General features: G+C 37.8%; 17 protein-coding genes. 15 read left to right on the forward strand and 2 right to left on the reverse strand.

Going from position 1 to position 21,368, the window contains the following annotated elements; translation table 11 throughout:
* The first annotated feature begins 48 nt into the window (after positions 1-48).
* From V7077_RS05045 to V7077_RS05080, 8 genes are all read left to right on the forward strand, one after another.
* Positions 49-2,727, forward strand: coding sequence for a glycosyl hydrolase (locus tag V7077_RS05045; RefSeq protein ID WP_335498975.1), 2,679 nt, complete (start codon positions 49-51; stop codon positions 2,725-2,727).
* 82 nt (positions 2,728-2,809) lie between these two features.
* Positions 2,810-3,751, forward strand: a complete 942-nt coding sequence (locus V7077_RS05050) for a helix-turn-helix transcriptional regulator (protein WP_335498978.1) — start codon at positions 2,810-2,812, stop codon at positions 3,749-3,751.
* Between the two features lie 301 nt (positions 3,752-4,052).
* Positions 4,053-5,549 (forward strand): ABC transporter substrate-binding protein, encoded by a 1,497-nt coding sequence (locus tag V7077_RS05055; protein ID WP_335498981.1) that lies wholly within the window; start codon positions 4,053-4,055, stop codon positions 5,547-5,549.
* Positions 5,550-5,815: 266 nt separating this feature from the next.
* Entirely contained in the window at positions 5,816-6,721 is a 906-nt protein-coding gene (locus V7077_RS05060) for a sugar phosphate isomerase/epimerase family protein (protein WP_335498982.1), read from the forward strand.
* Positions 6,722-6,781: 60 nt separating this feature from the next.
* Entirely contained in the window at positions 6,782-7,909 is a 1,128-nt protein-coding gene (locus V7077_RS05065; RefSeq protein ID WP_335498984.1) for a Gfo/Idh/MocA family protein, read from the forward strand.
* Between the two features lie 13 nt (positions 7,910-7,922).
* Positions 7,923-8,363, forward strand: a complete 441-nt coding sequence (locus V7077_RS05070; protein ID WP_335498986.1) for a C-glycoside deglycosidase beta subunit domain-containing protein — start codon at positions 7,923-7,925, stop codon at positions 8,361-8,363.
* A 20-nt stretch (positions 8,364-8,383) separates the two neighbouring features.
* Positions 8,384-9,355: a sugar phosphate isomerase/epimerase family protein gene (locus tag V7077_RS05075; RefSeq protein WP_335498988.1), complete on the forward strand. Its 972-nt coding sequence runs from the start codon at positions 8,384-8,386 to the stop codon at positions 9,353-9,355.
* Between the two features lie 56 nt (positions 9,356-9,411).
* Entirely contained in the window at positions 9,412-10,377 is a 966-nt protein-coding gene (locus tag V7077_RS05080) for an ROK family glucokinase (protein WP_335498990.1), read from the forward strand.
* 63 nt (positions 10,378-10,440) lie between these two features.
* Here the strand turns inward: V7077_RS05080 and V7077_RS05085 are convergent, their stop codons facing one another.
* Positions 10,441-11,982 carry a DUF5597 domain-containing protein gene (locus V7077_RS05085; protein ID WP_335498993.1) on the reverse strand — a complete coding sequence of 514 codons (1,542 nt, stop codon included), beginning with the start codon at positions 11,980-11,982 and terminating at the stop codon, positions 10,441-10,443.
* A gap of 132 nt (positions 11,983-12,114) precedes the next feature.
* On the opposite strand from V7077_RS05085, the gene V7077_RS05090 reads away from it, so the two are divergent.
* The gene (locus V7077_RS05090; protein ID WP_335498994.1) at positions 12,115-12,936 is read left to right on the forward strand and encodes an AraC family transcriptional regulator; all 822 of its coding nucleotides are present in this window, start codon (positions 12,115-12,117) and stop codon (positions 12,934-12,936) included.
* A gap of 72 nt (positions 12,937-13,008) precedes the next feature.
* Here V7077_RS05090 and V7077_RS05095 read toward each other — a convergent pair whose 3' ends face one another.
* A complete protein-coding gene (locus V7077_RS05095; protein ID WP_335498996.1) occupies positions 13,009-14,442 on the reverse strand; it encodes a DHA2 family efflux MFS transporter permease subunit in 1,434 nt (477 codons plus the stop codon).
* Between the two features lie 330 nt (positions 14,443-14,772).
* Here V7077_RS05095 and V7077_RS05100 point away from each other — a divergent pair, with 330 nt between their 5' ends.
* The 6 genes from V7077_RS05100 to V7077_RS05125 all read left to right on the forward strand — a co-directional run bounded on the left by V7077_RS05100 (position 14,773) and on the right by V7077_RS05125 (position 21,185).
* On the forward strand, positions 14,773-15,666 hold the full coding sequence (locus tag V7077_RS05100) for a sugar phosphate isomerase/epimerase family protein (RefSeq protein WP_335498998.1): 894 nt from the start codon (positions 14,773-14,775) through the stop codon (positions 15,664-15,666).
* Between the two features lie 21 nt (positions 15,667-15,687).
* Entirely contained in the window at positions 15,688-16,092 is a 405-nt protein-coding gene (locus V7077_RS05105; protein WP_335499000.1) for a C-glycoside deglycosidase beta subunit domain-containing protein, read from the forward strand.
* A gap of 123 nt (positions 16,093-16,215) precedes the next feature.
* Positions 16,216-17,532, forward strand: coding sequence for a carboxylesterase/lipase family protein (locus tag V7077_RS05110; RefSeq protein WP_335499004.1), 1,317 nt, complete (start codon positions 16,216-16,218; stop codon positions 17,530-17,532).
* Positions 17,533-17,704: 172 nt separating this feature from the next.
* On the forward strand, positions 17,705-17,827 hold the full coding sequence (locus V7077_RS05115; RefSeq protein WP_335499006.1) for a hypothetical protein: 123 nt from the start codon (positions 17,705-17,707) through the stop codon (positions 17,825-17,827).
* A 263-nt stretch (positions 17,828-18,090) separates the two neighbouring features.
* On the forward strand, positions 18,091-19,758 hold the full coding sequence (locus tag V7077_RS05120; protein ID WP_335499008.1) for a glycoside hydrolase family 43 protein: 1,668 nt from the start codon (positions 18,091-18,093) through the stop codon (positions 19,756-19,758).
* A gap of 194 nt (positions 19,759-19,952) precedes the next feature.
* Entirely contained in the window at positions 19,953-21,185 is a 1,233-nt protein-coding gene (locus V7077_RS05125) for an MFS transporter (protein WP_335499011.1), read from the forward strand.
* Positions 21,186-21,368 lie beyond the last annotated feature (183 nt).

Here is a 21,368-nt window from a genome sequence, read left to right on the forward strand (position 1 = left end):
TGCACTAGAAGTGTAGCTTATAAGCTATTTTAATAGGAGGTTTTCATCATGGATAAGACTGTACAAGATCTAGTGAATCATCAAACCGAAAATTATATTCTGCCTTTTCTCTGGATGAAAGGGGAAGAAGAACAAGTTATCAGAGAAGAAATCGCTAGAATTTATGAATGCGGAATAAGAGGGATCTGTGTTGAAGCGCGGCCGCATCCTGATTTTGCAGGTCCTGGCTGGTGGCATGACCTTGATATCGTCATGGACGAGGCCAAACAAAGAGGAATGAGAGTTTGGATATTAGACGATGCCCATTTTCCAACTGGTTATGCCAATGGATTAATTGAAAAAAAATATCCGAACCGAAAGAAAACGTATATCAATTATAATACGGTTGATGTATTAGGTGCACAAAATGAAGTAACGATACATATTAGCCCGATGTTAAAACCGAAAACCTCATGGTTAGATATTGGTAAACCAATAGACAAAGAGGAGCAGAAAAATAATAAATTAATTAGTGTGACAGCAGGTAAACTGGTGATAGATGGAATTATTAGTGAAGAATTAATCGACTTAACTGATCGTGTTCAAGGTGATTTTTTAACCTGTATCTTACCAGAAGGACCATGGAGGATTTTCGTCGTTTATGAAACGAAAACAGATGGGGGCAATCCGAAATATATCAATATGATAGATGAAGAGTCCGTCAGTACGCAGCTTGAAGCAGTATATGAACCACATTTTAAACGTTACAAAGATGAGTTTGGGAAGACATTTGCTGGATTTTTCTCAGATGAACCCGCATTCGGAAATGTTAACGGATTTGATTTTAATGAGTCAATAGGAAAGAAAGATATGCCCTTACCATGGAGTGAAGAAGCAAAAACTTTGCTTTCAAAAGCTCTAGGGGAACATTGGAGGGTGTTCTTACCTTATTTATGGAATAGCTCTGAAGAAATGAACATTTGTGTCAATACTCGTTATACCTACATGGACGTTGTTACTCGCTTATATGAAAAGAACTTTAGTAATCAATTGGGCAAATGGTGTGAAGCACATAATGTTGAATACATTGGACACGTGATTGAAGATAATGATCAGCATAGCAGGTTAGGAAGTGGTGCGGGACATTTCTTTAGAGCCTTATCAGGGCAGCATATGTCGGGAATTGACGTAATTGGCGGTCAGGTGATTTTTGGCGGTGCCGGACTAGAACGACGCGGAATCTTTAAGGGTGATGGAGAATTCTATCATTATACACTTGGAAAACTAGGTTCTTCCTATGGTCATCTCGATCCGAAGAAAAAAGGGAGAACCATGTGCGAATTATTTGGTGCTTATGGATGGAAGCTTGGTGTTAGAGATATGAAGTATATCTTAGACCATTTAGTTGTCCGTGGCATCAATCACCTTGTTCCACATGCATTTTCAATGCGTGAATATCCTGACTTCGATTGTCCACCGCATTTCTATGCACGTGGTCATAATCCGCAGTTTAAACATTTTTCTTATCTGATGCACTATGCCAACCGGTTATGCCATATTTTTAATGGCGGCAGGCATATAGCCCCTGTTGCTGTTTTATATCACGGTGAGAGTGAATGGACAGGCGAATATATGAAAATGCAAAAGCCCGCTAGAGCCCTTACTGAAAATCAAATTGATTTTGATTTTGTTTCGATTGATATGCTGAATAACTTAGAAAACTACAATGGAAAGGTAGAGAATAAGCTATTAACTATTAATGGCGAAGAATTTAAATGTTTAGTTATTCCTTATAGCCGATATATAACAAAAGAGTTAGCTGCTTTTATTAAAAATGTAGATGATTTAGAGATTATCTTGGTAGATGGAAAACCTGAAGGGATTGCTAATGTTGTAGATGGACAGGAAGTATCTGAACTTTTAAGAGCAGTGGAAAAATGTAAGGTTGTACCTTTAAGTGAGTTGGCTACAGAGCTTAAAGAAGAAGGAATATTTGATCTTCAATTAAAGAAACCATTCAAGGACTTAACCTATTATCATTATGAAAAAGAGATTAGTATTTATATGTTTCAGAATGAATCAGCACATGAGACTTTCAGTGGTGATATTGAGCTTTCTGGTGGAGAATTTGCTATAATCTATAACGGACTTGAAAATAAATTTGAGAAGATAGAAGTTCTGAAAGTCAACGGAAAAAGTATTATTAATCTGGAGCTAAAACCATATGAATCATGTGTACTATTTGTGAGTGACGTAACTCTGGACGGAGAGTATGAAAAATATCGACCTTATACAACAAAACTTAATCAATGCGAAGAAACGATTGATTTATCTAAAGGCTGGAATTATTCTTTGGTAAAAAACATTGAATATCCAAACTTTGGGGAAGTAACACATATGAATGAATTGATACCAATATCTAATATAGACCCTGCTTTTACAGGAATTATTAAGTATGAAAAGACATTCGAGCTTGCAGAAGTTCCAGGACAAGGGATTTTAACCTTTGAATCAATTTATGAAGCCGTGGAATTATCAATTAACGATGAATTTGTTGGGATGAAAGTTTGTCCACCTTATATTTACGATGTTGCTGACCATTTAAGGAAAGGTACCAATACCATCCGTGTAGAAGTAGCAACTACATTGGACAGGGATCGTTTTAATCATCCAGAACCGCCATTTATTGTTTGGCATGATCCTATAGATCCAACCGGTATGTTTGGAAAGATTACATTGTCCTTTTAATGATGATGCTAAACAAGGTGTGTTACTTAAAGAGGCCCACCTTGTTTAATAGTACTATGTCTTAACTGTAGGGGAGGCGCTAATGAAATATCCTTATGAAAGTGCAGTCATAAACGAAGAGGTCCCGATGTTAATGTTAATGACAAGTGTGAGATATGTTGCGATGCACTGGCATGACCGGATAGAATTTTTATTTGTTTTGAGAGGTCAAATTCATGTTTTTGTGGGGGGCGAGGAATATTCTCTAAAAGAAAATGATTTGCTCCTGATTAACAGCAATGAAATTCACGGTGTAGAAGCAAGTGAAGACAACCGGGTGTTATTACTTCAAATTCCACTAACTTTTATTGAAAAATGGTACCAAAACATTGAAAAGGAATCATTTGAATGTCAATCCTTTCATAATGAGGAGCAAGAAAGGTTTAATGGTATTCGTCTGCTGATGATCCACCTTATGCTGACATTAAGGAAAAAAGGATTAGGGTATGAAATCAAAATTCATTCATTACTATTAGACATAGTTTACAGTCTTGTTAGTCAATTTAGAGTGACAAATCATAGGCAACTCAACCGAAAAAGCAGTAAAGATATAGAACGTTTGACAAGAATTACCGGTTATATTCAAAAAAACTATATGCATCCAATTACCTTGAATGAAATCGCTGAGAATGAAGAGTTGACTGTTCCTTATTTATCACGATATTTTCAGCAGCATATGGGACAGTCTTTTGTAAAATATTTAAACGGGATCCGACTGGAACAGGCTGTACAATACCTACTTGATACGAATTGGCCAGTTATTCAGATTGCAATGGAGTCTGGTTTTTCAAGCTTGAATACGTTTCATAAGCTATTTAAAGATACCTTTCAAACAACCCCCTACCAGTTCAGAAAAAATCAGCAGAAAACCTTGAGTAACTCTCTTAAAAATGAGGTAAGAGGCATTGAAAGTTATGAATATACCGAAGAAGATGATTTTAACGAGTTGGAAAAGTATAGTCAGAGATTAGAACTAATTCATTAGACCAGGAATTATTAATTAGTAGAATTGAATAGGGCCAGCTCACCGCAAAGACGATAAACTTTGCGGTTTTAATTTTGAAAATTATATATTTTCAGAAAATATCAAAAATTAATATGATTTTTCTTAATAAATTGAACGTTTTCTAGTACCTTCCTCCTTATAATAAGCGGTATATGAACCGATGGTTAGAATAATATAACCATTTGTAAAAAGGGGGGAACCTACAGAGGTTATATTTTAATCGTGGATCCTATTTAAAAATGACAGCGGTTTCACACGAGAAAAAAATGGGGGTTTTTGAATGCAAAAAAATAAAAAATTATTAAGGATAATGCTTGCTTGTTTTTTACTGATTCTTTCAGCATGTAGTTCGAATAAGGAGAGTTCTACACCTGAAAGCTCAGCTTCAAAGGAAAAAATATCTGAAGTGAATATGGTCTTTTTTGTAACAGAAACACCCAAAGATATCAAACTAGTACAAGATGAAATTAACAAGATATCCGAGAAAGAAATCAAGGTTAGGGTAAAATTAACACCTATTAATATAGGTAATTACGTTCAACAGATGAATTTAATGTTATCTAGTAATGAAAAAGCAGATTTAATGCTTGTTACCTCCTTTTTTGGCTACACATCACAAGTAGCGAAAGGACAATTATTACCTTTGGATGATTTGGTAGATAAATATGGTCCAGATATAAAAAAGACCATGGATCCAGATTATTTGAATGCTGCTAAGGTATCTGGAAAAATGTATGCTGTTCCTACTCTCCGAGATATGGCAGGAGCACCTGGAATTAATATGCGCAAAGACTTGGCAGATAAATATAACATTGACATTAAAAAAATCAAAACGCTGGATGATGTAGAGGCTGCACTGTTAAAGATTAAAGAAAATGTGAAAGGAATCACTCCATTTGTTTCTTTTCAGCCTGGAGCACAGGCAACTGTCGTTTATAACTGGTTCGATCCACTAGGTGACACGATGGGAGTTCTACCTAACTACGACAATAATATGAAAGTAGTAGATTTATATGAAACAGATGAATATGCGCAGTTTGTTAAGACAATGAGAAAATGGTATCAAGAGGGACTTACATTAAAAAATGCAACAACGAATACAGACCCTGGAACAACGTTAGTTAAGGCCAATGCAGGTTTTAGTTATTTCAGTCCTCAAAAACCTGGTATTGCTTTACAAGAATCACAAATTACTGCTAAGCCAATGGTGACAACTTCACTTTCGAAACCAGTAACAACGACATCTGCCGTAACCACCATGATGTGGGGAATTCCACAGAGCTCTCAGGTCCCGGAAGCAGCAATGAAATTTCTTAATTTAATGTATGGAAACAAAGATATCGTAAATTTGCTAGACTGGGGTATTGAAGGAAAGCATTATGTAAAAGTATCGGATCATGTGATCAAGTATCCTGACGGGGTAAATGCAGGAAACAATGGTTACAACTTAAATATGAGTTTTGCAATGGGTAATTCTTTCCTATCTTATGTATTCGAAGGGAATGATCCAAACCTATGGAGCGAAACGGAGGAGTTTAATAAAAGTGCGATTAAATCTAAAGCACTTGGATTTAATTTTGATAGTTCATTCGTTAAAACGGAGGTTACAGCCGTTACTAATGTCGTTGCTAAATACGCACTAGGACTCGAATCAGGTTCATTAGATCCTAATAAGAGTCTACCTGATTTCATTAAAGGTTTAAAGGCGGCTGGCATTGATAAGATTATTGCAGAGAAACAGAAGCAATTAGATGAATGGGCAAAAAACCAGAAATAAGAACGTTATTTTAAACCAAAAAAGGTGTTAATTTTGCACCTTTTTTGGTTTTTTATATAATTTCGGAAAAGGTTAAAAATAACACTATCATATTTAATCTGTTATAAATACAGAAATGTAGAATCTTTGAAAAAGGACGAAAATTTATACCTTACTAGGATAATTAATGTAAGGGAATATCTTAAATTACGGGTTAAGATATATATGTAAGCGAAATCATTTATTGATTCTAAGATTTTAGTATAAACATAGGAGGATATGACCCGATGAAGCTTGGATTTAACAGCGCAATCTTAAATGAATGCACCTTTGAAGAAGTCATTGACTATGCAGCTGAAAACGGTTTTTCATGTGTGGAGCTTTGTGCATGGCCAAAAGGGAAGGCAGCCCGTAAATATGCAGGTGTTACCCACCTAGATGTTGATCACTTAGATGTGGATTACATCAAAAATTATACGGAAGCAAAAGGAATCAAAATTTCTGCAATAGCTTATTATCCTAATGCTTTGGATGAGGACTCAGAAAAAAGTGATTACTATGCAGCACATATCAAAAAATGTATTGAGGCAGCACACAAGCTTGATATTAACATGGTAACAACCTTTATTGGCAGAAACCAAAAGAAAACTGTTGAAGAAAACCTAGATCTTATGACTGCGGTTTGGAAGCCTATCGTGGAATTCGCAGAAAAATTAGGAGTCAAGATTGCAATTGAAAACTGTCCGATGTTATTCACTACAGATGAGTGGCCAGGCGGACAGAATCTAATGACGACACCAGCTATTTTCCGCCGTGTGTTTGAATTAATCCCTAATCGAAACTTTGGATTAAATTTTGATCCTTCGCATTTTGTTTGGCAGCAAATGGATTATATTAAACCAATATATGAATTCCAAGATCGGATGTTCCACATCCATTTCAAGGATATTAAGGTATATAAGGACCGCTTAAATGATGTAGGTATTATGGCAACACCACTTGAATATATCTCGCCAAAATTACCTGGCCTTGGAGATGTCAATTGGGGCCAATATGTATCTGCCTTAACTGATATAGGTTATCGTGGCTACGCAGTCATTGAAGTAGAGGACAAGGCATTTGAAGATTCACTTAAATCCAAAAAAGATTCAATTAACATTAGTAAAAACTATTTGAGTCAATTTTTTGCTTAAATAGATTATCAACTTATATATCTATTAAATAATTTTAAACAAAAAAGGAGAATGAATATTATGGGTAAATTAAAAATTGGTATTATTGGATGCGGCGGTATTGCAAATCAAAAGCATTTTCCAGCATTAGCCCAATTTAAAGAGATTGCTGAAATGGTTGCATTCTGTGATATTAAAATTGAACGAGCTGAAAAAGCGGCAAAAGAATTCGGAACACCAGATGCGAAAGTATACGAAGACTATAAAGAGCTTCTGAAGGATGAAACTATTGATCTTGTGCATGTATTAACTCCAAACGTTAGCCATAGCCCAATTACAGTTGCTGCATTCGAAGCGGGTAAGCACGTTATGTGTGAAAAGCCAATGGCGCACAATACAGAAGCTGCTCAAAAAATGATGGATGCCTGGAAAAAATCCGGCAAGAAATTCACAATTGGCTATCAAAACCGCTTCCGTCCAGAAGTTCAATCTCTTTATAAAGCTTGTGAAAAAGATGAGCTTGGTGATGTTTATTTTGCAAAAGCACATGCCCTTCGTCGCCGCGCAGTTCCAACATGGGGAGTATTTCCTGATAAATCACAACAAGGCGGAGGTCCATTAATTGATATCGGTACTCACGCACTTGATATCACTTTATGGATGATGGATAATTACAAACCAGTTTCAGTAACAGGTTCTGTGTTCAATAAACTAGGTCATCTACCAGAAGCAGTAGAGGGAAATATGTTTGGCCCTTGGGATCCAGAAACATTTGAAGTAGAAGATTCAGCATTTGGTTACATTAAAATGGAAAATGGAGCAACAGTTTTCCTTGAATCTTCTTGGGCACTAAATGTACTAGAATCAAGAGAAGCAGCTACAACACTTTGTGGAACAAAAGCAGGAGCACAAATCAATTCTGGCATGAGCTTCCGTAATAATGAGTTAGTTTATAACTCTGCACGCAATGGTATGTTAACAGAAGAGAAAAACTCTGCTGGAGGAGCAATTGCTTTCTTTGAAGGTGGATCCAATAAACCAGAAGTATTAGAGGCAAAACAATGGTTAGAAGCAGTTAAATATGATAAAGAACCATTAGTAAAACCTGAACAAGCATTTGTTGTGACGAAAATTTTAGATGCTGTCTATCGTTCTGCTGAAACTGGAAGAGAAGTTGTTTTTGAACAGGAAACCGTTGCTAGCAAATAGGAGGTGGACTTAAATGGCATTCAGTATGAAATTACCTTTCGTCGATGTTGTTTGTGATGAAAGTTTAAAAAATACCTATGTGAATGGGGAAAAGTTGGGATATGAATTCCAAATTCGACTAAGTAACTATCGCGGACATTTCTTATCCTGTATTGAAGAATTTGTGGTTACTGTTGATGGTCAAGAAGTGAATTCAGATAATATCACCTTTGGACTTAATGAAAAGGAATTTACCCTTAGACAACTGCCAAGTCTTATTACGGAGTTTTGGAATTTGATTGAACCAGCTACGATTCATGTATTTGCACCCGGTGGTTTAACAGAAGGGGAACATCATATTGATGTGAAAATGATGTTACGTATTCCATATATGGCCGTTCCTGGAAGAAAGACCGAACGAGAATATGCAGTATTAGATTCCTGTGGAAGCAAAACATTACAGGTGAGAGATTAAGAGAAAGGAGGTAAGATCAGTTGAGTAATATTAAATTAGGTGTTTCTCTGTATAGCTTTACAGATGAATATGTAAAAGGCACATTTACATTAGAGGATTGTATTCGCACCGCAGCTGAATTTGGAGCGGAAGGATTTGAATTGGTAGGTACGCAAATGCTGCCATCTTACCCATATGTAAATGATAAAGTTTTAAATGAATTTAAGGCGCTGACGAATCACTATGGGATTGAATTTATTTCTTACGGTGCTAATGCAGACCGTGGTGTAAGATTTGATCGTGATTTAACGGAAGAAGAATTGCTTCAATCGTCAATTATAGATTTGAAAACAGCGAATAAATTGGGTTGTAAAATCATGCGTGCCCAATATGGCATTGGACCGTCTGTTTTTGCTAAATTAGCGCCATATGCAGAGGCTTATGGTATCAAGGTAGGAATTGAAATTCATAATCCTGAAACACCAACATCACCAAGCATCCAGAAATTCACTGAGGTTATTGAAAAAACAGGATCACCATATCTTGGATTTGTCACTGATTTTGGTACTTTTGCTACTCGCCCCAATAAACCGCATTGGGATGAGGCATTAGCGAATGGAGCACCTTTAGAACTATTAGAAATGGCAGCTCAATTACGTTATGATGGTGTGCCGATGATGGAAGCAAGACAACGGCTCCTTGATGCTGGTGCAAATGGTGCTGTCATGGGTGCTTTCCAAGGAATGTATGGTTTTGTAACCTTCTACAACGAACCGGATTATGAAGGGTTAAAACAAATCATGCCACATATCATCCACTTCCATGGTAAATTCCATTATATTGATGAGAATTTGGAAGAAGCAAGCATTCCATATGATAAGATTTTACCGATTATTCAAAACTCTGATTTTGATGGTTATATAGTATCAGAATATGAAGATCATATATCTGGAAGAGCCGTAGAAATGACCAAACGTCATTTACAAATGGAGCGGAAATTATTAGCTAAATAGATTATAATAATACAGGTGGGTATTTCACCTGTATTATTTTATAAGGCGGGGAAAAGATGAAAAAACTAATTGGTATTGATCTAGGCGGCACGACGGTTAAATTTGCAATCTTGACTGAAGAGGGCGATATTCAACAAAAGTGGAGTATTGAGACGGATATCCAAAATGAAGGAAAGAATATCGTTCCAAACATTATAGAATCGATTAAACATCGGCTTGATTTGTATGGGCTTTCAGCTGCTGATATTTTAGGAATCGGAATGGGTTCTCCTGGGACAGTTGATCGCGCCCAAGGGACAGTCATTGGGGCATATAATTTAAACTGGAGTACATTGCAGCCAGTAAAACAACAGATTGAAGAAGAAACAGGTATTCCTTTTAGTATTGATAATGATGCCAATGTAGCAGCATTAGGTGAACGCTGGAAGGGTGCCGGAGAAGATGGTGCTGATGTTGTCTTTGTTACACTTGGAACAGGTGTAGGAGGCGGTATTATTGCAGATGGCAATCTTATTCACGGTAAGGTTGGTGCTGGCGGAGAAATTGGCCATATCATCGTAGAGCCAGATGGATATCAGTGTACTTGTGGAAATCAAGGCTGTTTGGAGACCGTTGCTAGTGCAACAGGTGTGGTTCGGTTAGCAAGAGATTTCTCAGAAAGATATGCTGGAGAATCTGAATTAAAGTGGTTAATTGATGATGGACAAGAAGTGACGGCTAAGACCATTTTTGATCAAGCTAAAAAAGAAGATAAATTAGCTCTAATTATTGTTGATAAATTTTATTATTATTTGGGACTAGCTTGCGGCAATATTGGAAACATCTTAAACCCTGAAACGATTGTAATTGGCGGGGGAGTGTCTGCTGCAGGTGACATGCTTTTAAATGGGGTAGAAGAATATTTCCAAAAGTTTGCCTTCCCGACAGTTAAAACAAGTACGAAACTGAAGCTTGCTCAGTTAGGGAATGATGCAGGAGTAATTGGAGCGGCATCGTTAGTTAAACAAACTAGTAATAGTTAAAAAATAGGCCAATACATACAATTTATAATTATATCTTGTATGTATTGGCTATTAAAATATATTTTAATATTCATATACTTGAATTCTATAAGCTAAAGGCATATCTTTCGACTGGAACATTAATTTTTCATCACCGTTTAGCACTCTTCCAGCGTTCCATTCACCGTTAATAAATTCACCTTCTTCCAATCTTATAAATTCCACATGTGTATTTTTTCCTGGTTTTGCAAAGAATTGAACCTTCATCATTGTTCCAATCACGACGAACTCATTTTCCGAAAGTTCGAAAATCATCCCCCCTGAGGTTGGCTTATATGGTGCTTTCGGTGAATAAGATACGAGAATATCATAAGCACCAAAATGAAACAGCTTACCAAAGTCATGTTCATTTCTTTTAACAAAGCTCTGTAAATGACTGGTGCCTCTATATTTAAAATAAAGCGGTTTAATATTTTCGATTATGGAATAGCTCTTGGCTAGATATGCTGCACTGCCTTCAATTTCAAAGGCAGACGGATCAATATTTAATGCCATCATTAATTCAAAAGGTGGTTTGTCGATATTTTCCGGATTCATCATGAGATCTTCAATGCCGAATGGGGCAAAACAAATTGCGTTACATCCGCCAATAGCATATAAGGCATATGTCGCAGATACTGCATCTTTGCGGACTTCCGGAACAAATAATGGATTGCCATTCTGACTATATTCATCCAATACATCAGCTACATAGGGAACATAAATATCCGGTGCCAGACAAAATAGTGATGGAGCCATTAATTTCCACATTTTATCCATCTTCATGACAGGACCGCCGCTTGGATAGGTTCCCGCACGCCACGGGAATTGTTCCAACCAGGCATTGGCGTAGCAAGGGAGAGGATACGCCTGTTGACCGGAGTTCGTAATTCGTTCTACTGCAGATGAAAAGTAGTATGCCATAAAGTATTCGCAGGCATCATAGCTAAATGCCTCTTCCCATGTGCCAGAAACATGGAATTCTTCGGCAACGGATTGAGGAATTTCTTGAGAAAAAGCTTCATTTGCTGTAATAGAATAATCCCGATCCGTCCCTAAAAGCCCGATTTCATTTTCAACCTGCATGACAATAACTGTATTTTCTTCTGAATCAATCGATTTGATAAATTTCATTAAGTGATAAAATGCATTTGCATCTTTTTCAATTGCGGCTTCACATAAAGGTGAAATGGTATTTATAGGTTCACCGCTTGGTTTACAAGCACGGAAATAGGTGTTTGTATCCTTTTTTATCCAATGTGGGACATAAAATGATTCTGCATTTTTCCATAAACCAAACCAAAGGAAAATAAGATGCATGTTATTTTCACGCGCTTGGTTGATCAGTCCTTCTACGAGGGTAAAGTCAAATTGATTCTCTTCGGGCTCAATTAATTCCCAGTAAACAGGGACAATCACGGAATTCAGATTTAATGTTTTTAAATTAGGCCAAACCTGTTTTTCCATATATTCCAGGTTCGAGGCACTGGAATTATGGATTTCCCCGGCTAACGCAATAAAGGGTTCGTCACGAACAAATAATGTTGGAATATTATTATACTTTTTAATATGAGGCAATGTTGACATGATAAAAGCACCCTTTCATAATAAGATTATATTAATATCTTAATAAATCTTATTGTTAGAATAAATCTTAAAATATTATATTGNNTATATTGTGTATGAAAATATTAAGATGAGAATGGGGCTTTTCGAATTATGGAAAAGGTTTTTTTTACAAAATATACAGAACAAAACATAAAACTTCCTTTTGTTTTATATGCACTGGGTTTAAACCATAGGCAGGAATACATAAACAGACCCTCGGGTTTGCCGCTTTTTCAGTGGATCCAAGCTGTTAAGGGAAGCGGCTTGCTAGAAATAGACAATAAACAGTATGTGGTAGAGGAAGGGAGCGGGATAATCTTCTTCCCAAATGTTGGTCATAAATATTATGGAGTGAGCAAAGAATGGATTGTTCATTTCATGTGTTTTACAGGCTATGGAATCAAGGGATTTTTTGAAAATATCGGGATTGAGCAATCGGGTATTTATAAACTAAACAATCCTGAAAAAGTAGCGGAATATATGGAAGAATTATTTTTAATTCATACTCGCGATAGCCGAATGGAAATGTATGATTTTTCAAGAGTGCTTTATGATATCTTACTGGAGTTTCCAAAATCAACTACGATTCCAAATGAGAAATTTATTCAAAACCAGAATAACAAAGTACATCTCGTAATGGATTATATAAACCAACATTATAACGAGCCCATTGTGTTATCTGATTTAGCAGAAAAGGTTCAATTGTCAAAAGAGTACCTTTGCCAGTTATTTAAAAAGATAAACGGATTTTCTATTTTTGACTATATTACAGATGTTCGTTTAGCTAATGCGAAAACCTTACTCATTACAGAGAGGAATGAGAAAATCAAGAATATTAGTAGATTGTGCGGATATGAAGATGTTAGTTATTTTGGGATGGTATTTAAGAAAAAAGAAGGTTTGACGCCTGCGAAATTCCGAGAACTACATTAGAAGCATGGAATAATTCAAAAAAAGGACAACCTGTATAGCCAGGAAGTCCTTAGACAAAATTAGAAATAGTCATTAATGCATTGGATTCATCGCCGAATGGTTGACGACAACACGGCGGATAAAGAAGGCCAGAGCAAGACCGACCAACGTCACGACCATCGCAAACAGGAACACATGCTGTGAGCCCGCCGTCATAGCGTTAGCCACCTCGGTCTGCTGAGTCGGTGCGGAGGAGTCATGCAAATACTTCTCCATTCCAGATGTAAGAATGATGATGGCGATCGCTGTACCAATTGCACCTGCGACCTGCTGTAACGTGTTCATGACAGCTGTTCCATGTGGGTATAGCTCCGGTGGAAGCTGGTTCAGGCCGTTGGTCTGTGCTGGCATCCACACCATGGAAATGCCGATCATTAATCCGATATGCAGGACGACGATAAAAGCAACCGATGATGTCGGCGATATGGTGGAGAAAAACCATAACGTTACCGCGACGACAATAAGTCCGGGGATAACGAGCCACTTCGGTCCATATTTGTCGAATAAACGTCCCATCCGCGGTGATAAGATGCCGTTTAACGCGCTGCCCGGTAACAACATGAGCCCGGCAGTAAACGGAGTCAGTTTCATACCATTTTGTAGAAACATTGGCAGAATAATCATGCTCGACAAAATGATCATCATACATGAGAGCACCATCAGTAATCCTACATTATACATTGGATACTTGAAGACCCGCAGGTCCATCATCGGATCGCTCATCGTCGTTTGCCGCAGTATGAACAAAACGAGCCCGATTAACCCGATCGCAATTGAAGTAATCACGACTGTGCTGGTCCAACCCTCGGATCCTTCTCCTGCTTTGCTGAAACCAAACACAACTCCTCCAAAGCCGATGGTTGATAACACCACTGACAGTAGATCAATCCGAGGCTTCGTTACATCGGTGACGTTTTCCAAATATTTCAAGCCTACCAACAACCCAATCACTAAAAACGGCAGCGAGAGCCAGAAGATATAGTGCCATGTAAAATATTCGATTAGGAGGCCCGCAACAGTTGGTCCGGTTGCCGGCGCGAACATAATGACAAGTCCGACGAAGCCCATCGCCGCCCCACGCTTCTCAGGTGGATAAACAACGAGGATCGTATTGAACATGAGCGGAATTAAAATACCCATTCCTGCCGCCTGTAGAACACGAGCAACCATTAGCATTTCAAAATTGACCGCGAGCGCCGCAATCAATGTGCCGATGATAGAGCTCACGAGCGATCCGATAAACAATTGCCTCGTTGTAAACCATTGTAGCAAGAGTCCTGTCATCGGCATCAGAATGCCGAGAGTAAGCAAAAATCCCGTCGTCAACCACTGTGCAGTCGCGGCTGAAATTCGAAATACATCCATTAAATTACTAATTGCAATATTAAGAGCCGTCTCGCTGAACATGCCAACAAAACCGCAGATAAGCAGTGACGCCATAATAGCACGTGTATTGTATTGCCTCATTAACCATACCCCTTCTCTCCTGAAAAATTTCTATATACGTTCCCCTGTAATCGGTCCGTTATTTGATACAATACAGGTCAAAATTCTCCTAGTCAATAAATGAGTTTTTTAATTTTTTGTAAAATAAATGTTTTAAAAATATTTTTTTAAAAGTAAGAATAAAAATTACACTTAAATTTTTATCCTATTATGTTTACTCCTAAAAGTAGAGGCGAAATGAAATAAAATTAATATCTATAAAGTTAAATAAGTAAAGGTTTTTAATAGAAATAAACTTTATAGTTAAAATGAAAACGGTAACAACGCTATAGAAAAGGAGAGTAAACTGGAATGAATAATGAAGCTGGAAGTCGTAGGAAACCAAAACGAGGAGTTTCTCTTTATAGTTATGCGGGTGAATTTGGTGTAACCATGACATTAGAAGATATGTTTGCGGAAATGAATGATATTGGTGCAAGAGGATTAGAAATATTAGCAAACTCGCATATTGAAGGCTACCCAAATCCTGGTGAGGAATGGCTGGAAAATTGGGATCGGTTAATCGAAAAGTACAATATTATACCTGCAGAATACGGACACTGGGTTGATTCACGCTTGTATGAGGGAAGACATCTTACTTCAGAAGAATCATTACGAATGTTAGAACGAGATTTCAAACTTGCTAACAGACTTGGATTTACGGTTCTTCGGACAAAATTGGGTGTAATCGATGATGAACTTACTCCTGTAGAAAACTGGCGGGAATTTATTGAAATGGCACTTCCGCTTGCAGAAAAATACAATGTCCGTATGTGCCCGGAGATTCATGCACCAACACTCTTAAAATCTAAGATGGTAGAAGATTATGTTGAGTTTATTAAAGAGACAGGAACCAAGTATTTTGGATTAAACATCGACTTCGGTGTATTTGAGACTAAGGCCTTACCTGCAAGTGAATGGGGTCCCGATGATTTTATCATGCCTCTATCTGAACATAGTCCAGTAGAGGATATTATTCCATTGTTACCTTATGTGTATTGCTGCCATGCTAAATTTGTAAAGATGACAGATGATTTTCAAGAGATGACCATTCCTTATGAAAAAATCATTAATACATTAATGGAGCATAACTGGGATGGCTATATGGTAAGTGAGTATGAGGGGCCAAACAAAGACGTGACCGGCTATGCCAAAGAACAGGTTCGGAAACAACATGTAATGATGAAAAGAATTCTAGGAGAATAAGAGAGAAGGAGATTACTTAATATGTTAGAAAAACCTTGCATACAATCGAGAGGCTTTAAAAATGTTGAGGAAAATGGAAAAATTATCGGCTTCCAGGTTAATATTAGATCTCTGTATTATCGAGGCCTCTGGCTTTCACAATTGCGGCCCGCTACGGTTTCAGTAGATGGTGAAACTTTTTCAGGTGGTCAGATTTCATGGACGATCAATGGTGTAACCTATACACAAGCTGAAATGGCTTCACTTGGAGATGTTCACTGGGGTATCTTAGAACCAGCAACTCTTACAGTTGTAAAAGAAGGCGGACTAAAATCCGGCAGCCATGATATTGAAGTAAGCTACACGTATAGCTGTTCCTATTTTCCACCAGTAGCAGATACGGTTCTTGGTGCAATTCCACACAAGAGAAAGTTAACTCTAGTGTAATCCTTAGAATAAATGTTCTAAAAGACGACGTTATCTTCTTTTAGAACATTTTCTGTTTTTATTTAGGGGGTAGGTTGGGCTCATGAATAAAATTATCTGGTTAAGTGAGGGGGGAGAAGAAATATGGATTTAGCTAATACAAAATACGGACCTATATCAGGTATTAAACAAAATGGGTATACGGTTTTTAAAGGAATACCTTATGCAAAACCGCCGATTGGAGATCTCCGATTTCGTGCACCAGAGGAGATCGACCCTTGGGATGGAGTATATCAAGCAGATACCTTTAAAAATAAATGTATGCAAAGTGAACTGCCAAAGGAAATCTCATTTTATATTAAAGAGTTTTATTCAAATCCAGAGTTTATGCCGGAATGCAGTGAAGATAGTCTCTATTTAAATATCTGGACCCCGGCGAATGTTACGTCGGAAAAATTACCGGTCGCCTTTTGGATCCATGGCGGCGGCTTTTTAGGTGGATTTGGCTCGGAAATGGAATTTGATGGTGAAGCATTTTGTAAGCAAGATGTCATTTTAGTAACCATCAATTATCGGCTTGGATTGTTGGGTTTTCTAGCACATGAATGGTTAAGCGAAGAAAACGAAAAAGGTGTATCGGGTAATTATGGAATTATGGATCAAATTTTGGCATTAAAATGGGTCTATGAAAATATCGGTGCCTTTGGAGGAGACCCTGAAAATATTACTGTATTTGGACAATCTGCAGGAGCAGTTAGTGTGCAAACACTAATCTCATCACCACTTACAGGTAATATGATTAATAAGGCGATTCTGCAAAGCGGCGGAGGCTATAAATCTCCGATCATAAGAAATACAAATTTGAAGGATGCCGAAAAAATTGGCGAAGAATTCATCAATTTAAGCAAAATAAAAAGTCTGAAAGAGTTACGAGAAAAATCAGCGGATGAATTGCTTGCACTGATTGAAGATTATTATCTTCATAGAAGACAGACTGGAAAAGAGGGGTTATTCTTTTCGCCAATCATTGATGGATATTTACTCGTTGATGGATATGATAGGTTAATAGAAAATGGAGAAATAAAGAATATCCCGTATATGTTGGGATGCTGTAAGGACGATATTTCTATTACTTCTGAAGGTGGGGAACATTCAGCTCTTTACCAAGGGGGTATTGGATTTTCTCATAAGTTAGAAGAAATCGGAAGAAAACCTGCCTATGTTTATTATTTTACAAGGGATCTGCCGGGGGATGACAGTGGTGCCTTCCATTCTGGAGAGCTTTGGTATATGTTCGGGACTTTAAAAAGAAGTTGGCGTCCCAACACTATTGCAGATTATCAATTGTCAGATCGTATGGTCACTGCATGGGCAAACTTTATGAAAAATGGTGATCCTAGCCAAGAATGGACTCCATGTACCTTAAATCATCCTGATGTAAAAGAATTTAATATTGAATAAAAGGAATCTTGAAACGAAGATTGTGTTTTTAAGGAATTAATAATTTCCCCTGTTATGAAAGGCACCTATTTGGACAAGAAGCCTGTGGTATTTATCAATGTGTCCGAAGGAGGTCCAAGTTTGGACAAGAAGACCAAGGAATTTATCTAAGGTGTCCGAAGGAGGTCCAAGTTTGGACAAGAAGACCAAGGAATTTATCCAAGGTGTCCGAAGGAGGTCCAAGTTCGGACAAGAAAGCCATGGAATTCATCAAAGGTGTCCGAAGGAAGTCCAAGTTCGGACAAGAAGACCATAGGATTTATCTTAAGTGTCCGAAGGAGATCCAACTTCGGACAAGAAGACCATAGAATTCATCAAAGCTGTCCAAATGAGGACCATTTTCGAATAAAAAGCCATGGAATCCACCGAAAGTGTGCGATGAAGCATCATATTCAGACAGTAAGTCCATTAAATCATTCGAAATTTGTCCCAATGGGCGGCTAAGTGAGCGAAGTAGGTATAAAAATGAACAAATATTACGAAAAGGCAATAATGAAATAAGTTGGAGTGATTTTAAAAATGCAAAAACAATTAATAAATCCAATCTTACCAGGATTTTATCCAGACCCTTCTATTTGTCGGGTGGAAGATGATTTTTATATGGTTACTTCGAGTTTTTCTCTCTTTCCAGGCGTACCAATCTTTCACTCTACCGACTTAGTAAATTGGGAGCAGATTGGTCACATCCTTGATCGAAAATCCCAACTGCATGTGACGGCAGATCATATGACAGCGGGAATCATGGCACCGACATTAAGATATAACAACGGTACCTATTACATGATTACGACGAATGTTAGCGATAAGTGGAATTTTATTGTGACGGCTAAAGACCCACGTGGTCCGTGGTCCGATCCAAACTGGTTAGAGGGTTGCCCGGGTATTGATTCATCATTATTTTTTGATGATGATGGAAAAGCATACCTAACGGGTACAAGAGAGGATACTAATACAGATGGTACACGCTCTCAAGGGATCTGGGTTAGTGAAATTGATTTAGACCGGATGTGTCTTGTTGGAGAGGCACGGACAATTTGGGGGGGAGCCCTAAAAAATTGTGCTTCACCAGAAGCTCCACATCTGTACAAAAAGGACGGATTTTATTATTTAGTGATTGCTGAGGGGGGCACAGAGCATTTCCATGCCGTAACGGTAGCCCGAAGTCGAACGATCTTTAATGATTTTGAGGGATATGCGGGGAACCCAATTTTAACCCATCGTCATCTAGGCAAGCATTATCCGATTTGCAATGTTGGACACGCGGATTTGGTTGAACTAAAAAACGGTGAGTGGTATACCGTCATTCTTGGTTCTCGTTTAATTGAAGGCTATCATAAAAATCTTGGACGAGAAACCTTTATTGCACCAGTCGTATGGGAAGAAGGCTGGCCCGTTATCAGTCCTGGAACAGGTAAAGTCGAATGGAGTTATCCGGCGCCAGATCTACCTGCAGCTTCAAAACGAGTAATTCCAGTGAGGGATGACTTTGAGGCTGAGGAACTTGGTATGGATTGGGTATTTTACGGGACCCCTTATGAGAATTTTTACACGCTTTCAGACAGTAAGCTGACAATGAAACTTCTTCCTCGTTCAATTAGCCAGGAGATACAAAAAATCGACATAACTGCGACAAAGGTGGATAAAAATGTCCCAACCCTTGGGTTTATTGGCCGCAGACAACTGCATGCAAATTTCAGTATGGCAGCAAAGATGAACTTCCTAGCTTCCGATGAGAATGAGACTGCTGGACTAGCAATCATGCAGGCTTGTAATCATCAATTCAGGTTGGAGCGTTCGATGGAAAAAGGAAAGCAAATATTGAGGCTGATCCAGTGTACAAGCGAGATAAACGGATACCCTCACCAGCCACACTTTCAATGTATGACTACAGAAAAGGATCTTGCTAAAACGGAAGTAGAAGGTGAAGAAATCATCCTCAAGGTTACAGCAGAGGGTCAATCGTATAACTTCTATTTTGGTAAAGAGGAAGAAAATCTCCAGCTGTTTTATGAGAACGCCGATGGCAGGAAATTAAATCCTGAATCAGTGGGTGGAATGGTCGGGACCATGCTTTGCATGTTTGCCAGCTCCAATGGAAAAGAAAGTAAAAATAAGGCGGAGTTCGAGTGGTTTGATTACACTGAAACCGAATTAAGCTTGAACGGTAAAACAGTTCTTCATGTCTGAAACGATTGATTATAGTATCTTTAGAGATTAAAAATCAACATTAGATTTTTAATCTCTTTATTTATGTTTGAAAGAATTAATAAGTTAGGTTAAAAATTGCTTCGCAAATAGATTAAATAAGTGAAATTAAAAAAGTGAACAGGAGGTGTAAAATTTAATTATAAGGTTTTAATTTTTAGAATAGGAGAAATTTGATGCAACGGTTTACGTTTCTTAGAAAAATCAATGTGCCATTATTTATTTTAATGGTGAATATTTTTATCGCCCTGCTGGGGGTAGGGTTAGCCATTCCTGTCCTTCCGAAGTTTATTTTAGAATTTGGTGCGACCGGGAAGGATCAAGGATACCTTGTAGCTGCAACCGGGCTGACCCAATTTCTTTTTTCTCCATTAGGCGGGAAACTATCAGATAAATATGGGAGAAAAATCATTACCATCGCTGGTTTAGGAATTATCATGCTGTCACAGCTTATGTTTAGTATCGCCTCTGATTTATGGCTCCTCTATTTATCCCGCTTAATCGGGGGGATCGGTATTGGAATACTAGTACCTGCGAATATGGCGTACGTGGCGGATGTTACAACAATTGAAAATCGTGGAAAAGGGATGGGGTTACTCGGTGCAGCCATTTCACTAGGTTTTGTTATTGGACCAGGGATTGGTGGGTTCCTTGCAGAGTATGGGCTGCGAGTACCATTTTATGCATCTGCCATTGCAGCAGGAATTGCCATGATCGTTTCCGTCTTGTTCTTACCAGAGTCGTTATCAAAAGAACAGCAACAAGCCTATAGAAATTTAACTTCGGAAAAAGATGGCATGATTCATGAAATTAAACGATCATTTAAAGCGCCTTATTTTGTCTTGTTATTACTCGTTTTTACGATGACATTTGGATTGGCCAATTTTGAAGCAATTTATGGGTTATATGTAAGTGAAAAGTATGAATATACCCCTAAAGATATCTCGATAATTCTGACTGTTGGTGCACTTGTTGGGGTCATCATTCAGGCTGTGGTGGTAGATTGGCTGCTTCGCCGCTTCGATGAGATTAAAGTGATCAATACATGTTTCTTTCTTTCGGCTGTTTCAATGATTCTCATCTTGTTCTCGGGGAACTTTATTTATATGTTAGTAATGAATATATTATTTTTCTTGCTTACTTCGATTCTACGTCCAGCGATTAATACCAAGTTATCAAAAATGGCTGGAAATGAACAAGGTTTTGCGGCAGGTATGAATAATGCTTATAGCAGTTTGGGTAATATTATTGGGCCTTCTTTAGCAGGGATATTCTATGATGTTTCCTACAATATTCCGTTTATCTTCGGAGCATTTATTTTAATAGGAAGTATTTTTATGTGTACAGCTTGGAACCAAAGGGCTAGAAAGAAAAATGAGTTTGTCCCTTCATTTAACGGGCCCAAATAAGCTTCTTAGAAAATAAAGGCTCTGGCATATCTCATGTTGATTTCACCGTGTTAGAAAAATAAACGGAAAAATTCCGTTTATTTTTCTAAATACCCATATTTACTTAAAAATAAGGGGAGTTTTTCCGTTTATATTATCCAAATCTTTGGATTTTGTCTTCTTTTAGAGCAGTTAATCGGAATA

This window comes from Neobacillus vireti (assembly GCF_036962465.1).
Lineage (GTDB): Bacteria > Bacillota > Bacilli > Bacillales > Cytobacillaceae > Neobacillus > Neobacillus vireti_B.

Bases quoted from the DNA above. Each gene is read 5' to 3' on its own strand.
- V7077_RS05045 (WP_335498975.1), top strand. From the start codon at position 49: ATGGATAAGACTGTACAAGATCTAGTGAATCATCAAACCGAAAATTAT.
- V7077_RS05050 (WP_335498978.1), top strand. From the start codon at position 2,810: ATGAAATATCCTTATGAAAGTGCAGTCATAAACGAAGAGGTCCCGATG.
- V7077_RS05055 (WP_335498981.1), top strand. From the start codon at position 4,053: ATGCAAAAAAATAAAAAATTATTAAGGATAATGCTTGCTTGTTTTTTA.
- V7077_RS05060 (WP_335498982.1), top strand. From the start codon at position 5,816: ATGAAGCTTGGATTTAACAGCGCAATCTTAAATGAATGCACCTTTGAA.
- V7077_RS05065 (WP_335498984.1), top strand. From the start codon at position 6,782: ATGGGTAAATTAAAAATTGGTATTATTGGATGCGGCGGTATTGCAAAT.
- V7077_RS05070 (WP_335498986.1), top strand. From the start codon at position 7,923: ATGGCATTCAGTATGAAATTACCTTTCGTCGATGTTGTTTGTGATGAA.
- V7077_RS05080 (WP_335498990.1), top strand. From the start codon at position 9,412: ATGAAAAAACTAATTGGTATTGATCTAGGCGGCACGACGGTTAAATTT.
- V7077_RS05085 (WP_335498993.1), bottom strand. From the start codon at position 11,982: ATGTCAACATTGCCTCATATTAAAAAGTATAATAATATTCCAACATTA.
- V7077_RS05090 (WP_335498994.1), top strand. From the start codon at position 12,115: ATGGAAAAGGTTTTTTTTACAAAATATACAGAACAAAACATAAAACTT.
- V7077_RS05095 (WP_335498996.1), bottom strand. From the start codon at position 14,442: ATGAGGCAATACAATACACGTGCTATTATGGCGTCACTGCTTATCTGC.
- V7077_RS05100 (WP_335498998.1), top strand. From the start codon at position 14,773: ATGAATAATGAAGCTGGAAGTCGTAGGAAACCAAAACGAGGAGTTTCT.
- V7077_RS05105 (WP_335499000.1), top strand. From the start codon at position 15,688: ATGTTAGAAAAACCTTGCATACAATCGAGAGGCTTTAAAAATGTTGAG.
- V7077_RS05110 (WP_335499004.1), top strand. From the start codon at position 16,216: ATGGATTTAGCTAATACAAAATACGGACCTATATCAGGTATTAAACAA.
- V7077_RS05120 (WP_335499008.1), top strand. From the start codon at position 18,091: ATGCAAAAACAATTAATAAATCCAATCTTACCAGGATTTTATCCAGAC.
- V7077_RS05125 (WP_335499011.1), top strand. From the start codon at position 19,953: ATGCAACGGTTTACGTTTCTTAGAAAAATCAATGTGCCATTATTTATT.